The organism is Streptomyces pseudogriseolus, assembly GCA_002154585.1.
GTDB classification, from domain to species: domain Bacteria; phylum Actinomycetota; class Actinomycetes; order Streptomycetales; family Streptomycetaceae; genus Streptomyces; species Streptomyces pseudogriseolus.
In genome coordinates, this window is sequence record MUNG01000072.1 from 19,927 (window position 1) to 28,845 (window position 8,919).

The following is an 8,919-nucleotide window of genomic DNA, read 5'->3' on the forward strand; positions in this document are numbered from 1 at the left end:
ACGGCGACGCTCCCCTTCGGGGGGCGTCGCCGGTTTCATGCCTCCACCGGGGGCCGCTGTGTACGCTCGTACACATGGGATATCTGCTGCTGGCCGGGGCCATCGCGGCCGAGGTGTGCGCCACCACCGCCATGAAGTACAGCGACGGCTTCAGCAGGCTCTGGCCCTCGCTGCTGACCCTGCTGGGCTACGTCGTCTCGTTCGCCCTCCTCGCGCAGACCCTGCGCACCGTGGCCGTCGGCACCGCCTACGCCATCTGGGCCGGCGTGGGCACCGCCGCCATCGCGACGATCGGGATCGTGTTCCTCGGCGAGGGGATGACGGCCGCCAAGGCCGCCGGGATCGGGCTGATCATCGTCGGCGTGGTCGTGCTGAACCTGGGCGGGGCGCACTGATGGCCGGGCGCCGGTACGACCCGGAGCGGCGGCAGCGGATCATCGACGCGGCGATCCGGGTCGTCGGCCGCGGCGGCATCGCGGGACTGACCCACCGCAGCGTCGCCCGGGAGGCGGACGTGCCGCTCGGATCCACCACGTACCACTTCACCACCCTCGACGAGCTGATGGTGGCCGCCCTGCGCCAGGCCAACGAGGGCTTCGCCAAGGTGATCGCCTCGCGCGGCGGCCTGGAGGACCTTCGGACCGACCTGGCGGCCGAGCTGGCGGCGCTGACGGGGGAGTGGCTGGGCGGCGAGCGGACGGGCGTGGAGCTGGAGTACGAGCTGTACCTGGCCGCGCTGCGGCGCCCGGCCCTGCGCCCGGTCGCCGCCGAATGGTGCGAGGACCTCGCCGCGCTGCTGTCCCGCCGTACGGACCCGGTCACGGCGCGGGCCCTGGTCGCCCTGATCGACGGCATCTGCCTCCAGGTGCTGCTGACCGGAACGCCGTACGACGAGGGGTACGCGCGGGAGATGCTGGGGCGGCTGCTGCCGGAGCACGACGGTCCCCGGACCGGTACCTGAGCGGTGTCCCGGACGGGCACATGAGCGGTGTCCCGGACGGGCACCTGAACGGCGTTCCGGACCGGCACCCGAGACGCGGGCGGCACCGGTTCGCTTCCGGCGCCTCCGCCCGGTTAGGTTGCCCTCATGACCGACACGACTGCTCAGAGCACCACCGGCGCAGTGGCCGCCGGCCTCGCCACCATCGCCGCCGACGGCACCGTCCTCGACACCTGGTTCCCGGCCCCCGAGCTGGCCGCCGAGCCGGGCCCGTCCGGCACGGAGCGGCTCTCCGCCGAGCGGGCGGCCGAGCTGCTGGGCGGCGGCGCCACCGCCGCGGTCGGCCCGGACCGGCGCCGGGGCGTCGAGGTCGTCGCGGTCCGCACGGTCATCTCCTCCCTGGACGCCAAGCCGGTCGACGCGCACGACGTCTACCTGCGGCTGCACCTGCTCTCCCACCGCCTGGTCAAGCCGCACGGCCAGAACCTGGACGGCATCTTCGCCCACCTCGCCAACGTCGCCTGGACCTCGCTGGGCCCGGTCGCCGTCGACGACCTCGAGAAGGTCCGGCTCAACGCCCGCGCGGAGGGCCTGCACCTCCAGGTCACCTCGGTCGACAAGTTCCCCCGGATGACGGACTACGTCGCCCCCAAGGGCGTGCGCGTCGCCGACGCCGACCGCGTCCGCCTCGGCGCGCACCTCGCCGAGGGCACCACCGTGATGCACGAGGGCTTCGTCAACTTCAACGCCGGCACGCTCGGCACGTCGATGGTCGAGGGCCGCATCTCGGCGGGCGTCGTCGTCGGCGACGGCTCCGACATCGGCGGCGGCGCGTCCACGATGGGCACCCTGTCGGGCGGCGGCAACGTCCGCATCTCCATCGGCGAGCGGTGCCTGGTCGGCGCGGAGGCGGGCGTGGGCATCGCGCTCGGCGACGAGTGCGTGGTCGAGGCCGGCCTCTACGTCACCGCCGGCACCCGCGTCACCCTCCCCGACGGGCAGGTCGTCAAGGCCCGCGAACTCTCCGGCGCCTCCAACATCCTCTTCCGCCGCAACTCGGAAACGGGCCGCGTGGAGGCCCGCCCGAACAACGCGGTGTGGGGCGGCCTGAACGAGGTCCTGCACAGCCACAACTGACGTCGGACGGCGCGACTTACGACGGCCTCACCGATCGCCACCCCGCCGCCACTGTCGGCCCCGAGCGCCCTCCCACGGCCCTGAGACACCCCGGGAGGGCGCTCGCGCGGCATCGCCCGGCCTATGAGGCTCGGTCGCGGTCGGCCCGGAATTCGTCGAGGAAGCTGAAGAACAGCTCGACCGCGGCCACGCCGGCCGCTTCCGCTTCGCGCTCGATCTCGGTGGCCCAGCTCAGCGGGCTCTCGCGGCCGAGCCGGTGCCACAGCCACTCGGCGAACGGGCCCTGCGTGCCAGGGCTCCAGAAGCCGAATCCGCCTTCGACGCCGTGCACGACCCGCAACAAGGGCGTCGTCTGGACCGACCAGGGCCCGGTCCGGCCCGGGCGGGACTGACCGGTGACGGCGAACTGATCCCCGTATGGGTTACTTTCCGTGACCTTGAGGTCGTTTTGGCGGATGAACGGGTGGACACAGGGTCCGATCAGACGTCAAGGCGACTGAATGGTGTGCAGGGAAATGGGGACGGGCGATGAGTGACAAGTGGGTACGGGGCGCGCTGCGCTGCGCGATCGGCGTGATGGGGGTGGCCGCCATGCTGATGCTCTGCGGCACCCTGGCGGGTACCGCGTACGCCGACGAGACCACCAGCGGGTCGAAGAACGGGCCCCGGGTGGGGCTGGTCAACGCCGATCTCGGGCAGATCGACGACCCCGCCGAGGACGTGCTGGAGCACGTGCTGCTGTTCAGCGACCGGCAGGTGTGGAACTGACGTCCGCGGTCAGATGCGCGTAGGCCTCCCGCAGGGCGGCCGTGGTGCTCGGGTCCGCCGGGCGTAGGGGCGGGCGGACCGGGCCCGCGGGGAGGCCCAGGGCGGGGAGCAGGGCCTTCGCCGTCACCGTGCCGGGGAGGCCGCTCGCCATCACCGCCTCGATCAGCGGGGTCAGGCGGTGCTGGAGGCGGGTCGCCTCGGCCGTGTCGCCCTTGTCGAAGGCGTCGAGGACGCGGCGGACCGCGGACGGGGCCACGTTTGCCACCGTACTGACGCAGCCGGCGCCGCCCACCGCGCGGAGCGCCAGGTTGTGCTCGTCGCAGCCCGCGTAGTACGCCAGGTCCGTACGGGCCATCACCTTCTGCGCCGCCAGGAAGTCGCCGGAGCAGTCCTTCACCGCCACGATGCGGGGATGCCCGGCCAGACGCAGCAGGGTGTCCGGCTCGACGCGGACCCCGGTGCGGGCCGGGATGTCGTACAGGACCACGGGGAGGTCCGTCGCGTCGGCGGTCTCCCGGAAGTACGCCTCGATCGCGTCCTGCGGCGGGCGGCTGTAGTACGGGGCGACCAGCAGAACGGCGTCCGCGCCCGCCCGCTCGGCCTCGCGGGCCAGGGTGAGGGTGTGCGCGGTGTCGGGGGTGCCGACGCCGGCGATCAGCGTGGCGCGGGTGCCGACGGCCTCCCGTACGGCCGCGATCAGGGACCGCTTCTCCGTGTCCGTCGTCGTCGGGGACTCCCCGGTCGTGCCGGACAGCACCAGGCCGTCGCAGCCCTCGGCGACCAGATGGCCGGCCAGGCGCTGCGCGCCGTCCAGGTCCAGCGCGCCGGAGGCGGTGAAGGGGGTGATCATCGCGCACAGGGTGCGGCCGAGGGAGGGGGAAGGGGGCGTGGAGGTCATAGGAGTAGTGTCGGCGCGCGGACGGTGAAGGTCCACTTACAGGTTCTCACCGGTATGCGTAAGCGTTGCTTGAGGGATAGGGCGGAGTGCGCGGGGGTACTCGGGTCTCCCCACCGAGAGGAGGCGCACCGTGGCCGGAACCATCCAACAACGGCCTGTACGCGACGAGCACAGTGTCGGCGAGCTCGTCGGGCAGGCCACCGAACAGATCTCGCGGCTCGCACGGCAGGAAGTGGCGCTCGCCAAGGAGGAACTGGCGGAGAAGGGGCGCCGGGCCGGCGTCGGCGGCGGGATGCTGGGAGCGGCGGGGGCGTTCGGTTACGCGGGTCTGCTCGCGCTGGCCGCCACGGGAATCGCCGCACTCGACCTGGTGCTGCCGCTGTGGGCGGCGGCGCTGATCATCACGGGCGTGCTGTTCGTGATCGCCGGCGTGCTGGCGCTGGCCGGACGCGGGCAGCTGCGCCGCGCCACGCCGCCCAAGCCGGAGCGGACGCTGGGCAGCGTGAAGGCCGACGTCGAGGAGATCAAGGGAAGGGCGCACCGATGACCCACGAGGTGAGGGGCTCGGCGTCCCCGTCGGGAGCCCACGTGGACGCCGGCAGTGAGGCGGCGCGCGGGGCCAAGGGCCCCGACGAGCTGCGCCGGGAGATCGAACGGACCCGGCACGAACTCGGCGACACCGTCGAGGAACTGGCCGGGAAGATGGACGTCAAGGCGCGGGCACGGGCGCGCGCCGACGAACTGAAGGACCGGGCCGGCGCGATGAGCGTGCAGATGCGCAGCAGCGCCGCACACGCCGGCGAGGTCGGCAAGCAGCACCGCACGCAGCTGATGGCCGCGGCGGGCGCGCTGGTGATGCTGGCCGTGGGTGCGGCGGTGATGACGCAGCGCCGCCACCACTGAGCGGGCGGGCCGCGCGGCCGGGAGATCCGGTTCGGGTGCGGGCCGGAGGGCGGCGGGGGACGGGAAGCGGACAGCCGCTTCCCGTCCCCCCGCCGCCTGTCACCACGGCGAGGTCACGGCCTGAAGCGCAGGACCTGCGGGTCGTGGTCGCTGATCTGGTCGTGGAACTCCGCGTTGATGTGCACGCTGTCGTAGCTGAACGAGCAGTGCCGGCGGATCGACGGGCTGATCAGGATCTGGTCCAGCGCCTGGCTGTTGCCCTGGTACACGTACGAGTAACGCTCCGACGCCGACAGCGACTTGACCGCCGACCAGAGAACGCCGCCGCCCTCCATGATGCGGGTGGTGCGGGAGAACTCGAAGTCGTTGATGTCGCCGAGCGCCACGACCGCAGCGTTCTTCTGCGCCTTGAGGATCTTCGCGGTGAAGTCGTGGACCTCCTGCGCCTGGAGGTGGCGCTGCGTCTCCGAGCCGCGCACCGGCGGCTGGTACTGCGCGGTGAGGCCCTGGTCGCCGCCCTTGGAGGAGAAGTGGTTGGCGATGACGATCACCGTGCGGCCGCGGAAGACGAACTCGCCGGCCAGCGGCTTGCGGCTGTCCTCGAACGCCGCCGAGTCCGGGGCGACCCGGCCGGGGGACAGGGTCAGGGCGGCCTTGCCGCGGACCTTGACCACGTCGGTCGCCGTGGTGGCGTCGCCGCCCGGCCGGTCGGTGAAGGACACCCGGGCCGGGTTGAACAGGAACGCCTGGCGGATGTTGCCGCCCGGCTCGCCGCCGTCCCGCTTGTCGGCCGGGTCGACGGCACGCCAGTCGTAGCGCGGGCCGCCGGCCGCCTCGATGGCGTCGATCAGCTTCCCCAGCGTCATGTCGGCGGCGACCGTGCCGTCGTCCGTGGCGCCGTTGTTGTCCTGGATCTCCTCCAGCGACACGATGTCCGGCGAGGAGAGGCTGTGCACGATCGCCTCGGCGTGCGCGGCGAAGGTGTCGTCGGACGGGTCGAGGTTCTCCACGTTGTAGGTGGCTATGGCGAGTTCGGAGCGGTGCTGCGCGCGGGTCGTCTCCCGCTCCGTGCCGCCGGGCCTCAGCGTGCCGAGCTCGCTCGCGACCAGGGTGTAGCCGCCGTACTGGTTGTAGTCCAGCGGTCCCGTGGTGGCGCCCGCGAGGACGTCGCCGACGGTCGCGTCGGGGAAGTCGGCCGCCTTGCCCAGCGACTGGATCTGGATCCGGCCGGTGTTCTGCGCGTCGTACGAGCCGTAGACCGTGCCGCCGCGCCGGTTGCGGTTCTCGTGGGGCTTCACCGTGACCCACAGCTCCGTGTACGGGTCGGTCGCGCCGACCACGCGCGCGTCCGCGACCCGCACGTTCATGCCCTCCAGCGACTCGTACAGGTCGAGGGCGTAGGCGCTCGGGCGCAGCGGCAGGGCGTTGACCGAGCCGTTCGCCGCCGGGTCGCCCTGAGGCGCGTACGCGGCCGGGACCGTGCGCGCGTCGAGGACCGCCGGGGCGGGGACCGGGTTGCCGCGCGAGACGACCGTGACGGTGGGCCTGGTGATCTCCGTGACCGACTGGTTGCCGGAGGAGGTGCCGCCGGGGACGTACTCCGAGACCGTGCCGGAGACGGAGACCTCGTCGCCCACCGCGACGCCCTGCGGGGTGGAGCTCGTGAAGACGAACACGCCCTCACTGGTGGCCGGGTCCGCGTCGGGGGCGGGGTCCTGGATCCAGAAGCCGCGGGACGAACCGTAGGTACGGATGCCGGTGACGATGCCGGTCACGTCGGTGACCTGCTTCCCGGCGAACGGCGACAGACGGGTGTCACCCTGGATGTCGTGGACGCGCACGGACTCGGCGTGCGCGGGCGTCGTGAGGACGACGGTGGACGCCGCGGAACATACGGCGGCGACGGTGAGCGCGGCGAGGCGCGCGGACGGCTTGCTCGGCAACGGATTCCCTCCGGGGACCGGAACGAGGGCGGGCGGGTGCGGTGCGGAACACGCCCTGTCTACGCGCGTCAATGTCCAGCCTGGTCACGCCACTTGTCAAGGTTCCGGCCATGTACGCCGGCCGACGAGGAGATGAAGTGGGCGGCATGGGTGGAAATCCGTCTAGGCTGAGCGGCTGAGACGCACAGGCCCTAGGAGAATCAGCCGATGTCAGACAGCTCCATCCTGCCGCCGGCGCGGCTGCGCCCCGAAGCGGAGCTGGCGCGCGACGCCCTGTCCACTCCGGTGCTGTCCCGGGCCGCCCGGCTCGCCCGCTGGGCCGGTCCCGCGACCCGGGTGGACGCCGGCGGCTCCCTGGTGGAGGAGCAGCTCCCGGACGCGGCCGCGGAGTTGGGTCTGAGCGGGGAGGACGCGGCGGCCGACGCCGGCGAGGCCTGGCGGGTCGCCGTGGACACCGGGCTCGTCGAGGTGGTCGACGAGAAGGAGGGCACCGTCCGCGCGGGCGACGAGCTGGCGCTGCTCACCGGCGGCTCGCCGCAGGACGTGCTGGGCGTGTGGCTCGGCGCCCTGGAGACGGTGCTGGGCGACGCGAGCGTGCCCGACCTGGGCGGGCTGGTCGACGCCATCGCCGGGGGCGAGGGCTCGGGGGAGCTGGACCTCGACGCGCTGGACTGGAACCCGGAGGCCGAGGCGGAGTTCCTCGACGGGGTCCTCGGCAACCTGTATCTGCTGACCGTCGGCGAGGACAAGGCGGGCGACGCCCCGGTGCCGCTGCCCGCGCTGGCCGCCTCCGTCCTCGTGCCCGACGGCATGGCGGAGCCCAGCAACGACGTCCTGGAGCAGGTGTCCGACGCGATGATGCGGCTGGACGACCAGTTCCGGATGCTGGAGCCCGTCGGGCTGGTGGAGTACCAGCCGCTCGACGAGGACCTGATGGCCGACGCCGACGAGGAGCCCGCCGCCCCCGTCGACGAGACGGACGTCGCCCGCTACGGCCTGGTGCGGCTGACCCCGCTCGGCCTGTACGGGCTGCGCGCCCGGCTGCTGGAGGCGGGCTTCGAGGCGCCCGCGGTCGGCGACCTCGCGGACAAGGGCGCCGACGCGCTGCTCGACGGCACCGCCGCGTACCCGCCGGCCGCCGCCCACGCCGAGACCGAGCACTGGCTGGAGCGGCGCCGGCCGCTGGAGGCGGCGCGCGAGCTGCTGTCGGCGGCGCGCGGCGCGGACGAGGGTGCGCCGCTGCGGCGGCTGCGCTGCCAGCAGGCGCTGTCGCTGGTGGGCGACGCCGCGGAACCCGCGCTGCGGGAGGTCCTGGACGATGCCGAGCTCGGCGGTCTGGCGCGGGTGTGGCTCGCCGAGCACGGGGCCCCGGACGTGCCGCCGCCGTCCGAGGCGATGATCTTCTGGCTCACCATCGACACGGTGGCCGCGCAGCTCGCCGCGGAGGGCAACTCGGAGGAGCTGCGCTCCCTTGTGGAGGGGCTGGCCCGGCAGCACAGCGGCTTCTTCGACATGGCGTGGCGGGTGGACCACCCGGCGACGGCGGACGTCCTGGAGGCGATGGGACGCCTCCACCCGGACAAGAAGATCGCGAAGGAAGCGCGCAAGGCGGCGTTCAAGGCGCGCTCCCAGCACGGGGGCTGAGACAGCGCCCCGGCGAGGGCGGGGCGTCCGGCGCCCCCCTTCGCGGCGGGCGCCGGACACCGGTGCAGCCGGGGCGGGTCAGAGGGCCTGGGCGGCGGGCTTGACCATGCCGCGGACCGTGCGGCCCTTGACGAACTCGCCCATCGCGGTCATCTCCCACTCGCCCGAGTACTGCCGGATCAGCTTCGCCATCAGCACGCCCGTCTGCGGCTCGGCGCCGGTCAGGTCGAAGCGGACCAGCTCCTCGCCGGTGGTGGCGTCCATCAGACGGCAGTACGCCTTGGCGACCTCCGTGAACTTCTGGCCGGAGAACGAGTTCACCGTGAAGACCAGGCCCGAGACCTCCATGGGGAGGCGGCCGAGGTCGACGGTGATGACCTCGTCGTCGCCGGCGCCCTCGCCCGTAAGGTTGTCACCGGAGTGCCGCACCGCGCCGCCCAGGATCTGGAGCTTGCCGAAGTAGCAGCTGTCGATGTGGTTGCGCTGCGGGCCGTACGCGATCACCGACGCGTCCAGGTCGATGTCCTTGCCGCGGAAGGCGGGCTCCCAGCCGAGCCCCATCTTCACCTGGGACAGCAGCGGGCGGCCGCCCTTCACCAGCGAGACCGTCTGGTTCTTCTGGAGGCTGACCCGGCCCTTGTCGAGGTTGATCTTGCCGGTGCCGGGCGCGGCGGCGGGCGGGGCCG

General features: G+C 73.1%; 11 protein-coding genes. 7 read left to right on the forward strand and 4 right to left on the reverse strand.

Features of this window, described 5'->3' with window-relative positions:
• Positions 1–74 precede the first annotated feature (74 nt).
• The 3 genes from CCN29_RS07850 to dapD all read left to right on the forward strand — a co-directional run bounded on the left by CCN29_RS07850 (position 75) and on the right by dapD (position 2,077).
• Positions 75–395 carry a DMT family transporter gene (locus CCN29_RS07850; protein WP_006131177.1) on the forward strand — a complete coding sequence of 107 codons (321 nt, stop codon included), beginning with the start codon at positions 75–77 and terminating at the stop codon, positions 393–395.
• Positions 395–961, forward strand: a complete 567-nt coding sequence (locus CCN29_RS07855; RefSeq protein WP_006131176.1) for a TetR/AcrR family transcriptional regulator — start codon at positions 395–397, stop codon at positions 959–961. Before CCN29_RS07850 ends, CCN29_RS07855 begins: the two co-directional genes overlap by 1 nt.
• A gap of 126 nt (positions 962–1,087) precedes the next feature.
• Positions 1,088–2,077, forward strand: coding sequence for a 2,3,4,5-tetrahydropyridine-2,6-dicarboxylate N-succinyltransferase (dapD, locus tag CCN29_RS07860; RefSeq protein ID WP_031019831.1), 990 nt, complete (start codon positions 1,088–1,090; stop codon positions 2,075–2,077).
• Positions 2,078–2,198: 121 nt separating this feature from the next.
• On the opposite strand, the gene CCN29_RS07865 is transcribed toward dapD, so the two are convergent.
• Positions 2,199–2,408: a hypothetical protein gene (locus CCN29_RS07865; RefSeq protein ID WP_143661297.1), complete on the reverse strand. Its 210-nt coding sequence runs from the start codon at positions 2,406–2,408 to the stop codon at positions 2,199–2,201.
• A 197-nt stretch (positions 2,409–2,605) separates the two neighbouring features.
• Here CCN29_RS07865 and CCN29_RS07870 point away from each other — a divergent pair, with 197 nt between their 5' ends.
• Positions 2,606–2,845, forward strand: a complete 240-nt coding sequence (locus CCN29_RS07870; protein ID WP_086680730.1) for a hypothetical protein — start codon at positions 2,606–2,608, stop codon at positions 2,843–2,845.
• Here the strand turns inward: CCN29_RS07870 and dapA are convergent.
• The gene (gene dapA, locus CCN29_RS07875; RefSeq protein WP_086680731.1) at positions 2,820–3,743 is read right to left on the reverse strand and encodes a 4-hydroxy-tetrahydrodipicolinate synthase; all 924 of its coding nucleotides are present in this window, start codon (positions 3,741–3,743) and stop codon (positions 2,820–2,822) included. The two genes, CCN29_RS07870 and dapA, sit on opposite strands and share 26 nt — an antisense overlap.
• A gap of 130 nt (positions 3,744–3,873) precedes the next feature.
• On the opposite strand from dapA, the gene CCN29_RS07880 reads away from it, so the two are divergent.
• Positions 3,874–4,290: a phage holin family protein gene (locus CCN29_RS07880; protein WP_006131171.1), complete on the forward strand. Its 417-nt coding sequence runs from the start codon at positions 3,874–3,876 to the stop codon at positions 4,288–4,290.
• Between the two features lie 41 nt (positions 4,291–4,331).
• Positions 4,332–4,646 (forward strand): DUF3618 domain-containing protein, encoded by a 315-nt coding sequence (locus tag CCN29_RS07885; RefSeq protein WP_228678983.1) that lies wholly within the window; start codon positions 4,332–4,334, stop codon positions 4,644–4,646.
• 113 nt (positions 4,647–4,759) lie between these two features.
• Here the strand turns inward: CCN29_RS07885 and CCN29_RS07890 are convergent, their stop codons facing one another.
• Entirely contained in the window at positions 4,760–6,589 is a 1,830-nt protein-coding gene (locus CCN29_RS07890; protein ID WP_031019839.1) for a DUF8508 domain-containing protein, read from the reverse strand.
• Between the two features lie 207 nt (positions 6,590–6,796).
• Between CCN29_RS07890 and CCN29_RS07895 the strand changes: the two genes are divergently transcribed.
• Entirely contained in the window at positions 6,797–8,233 is a 1,437-nt protein-coding gene (locus CCN29_RS07895) for a hypothetical protein (RefSeq protein ID WP_086680733.1), read from the forward strand.
• A 78-nt stretch (positions 8,234–8,311) separates the two neighbouring features.
• Here CCN29_RS07895 and CCN29_RS07900 read toward each other — a convergent pair.
• Positions 8,312–8,919 (reverse strand): TerD family protein (locus tag CCN29_RS07900; RefSeq protein WP_442538270.1); only part of this gene is annotated, 608 nt, incomplete at its 5' end.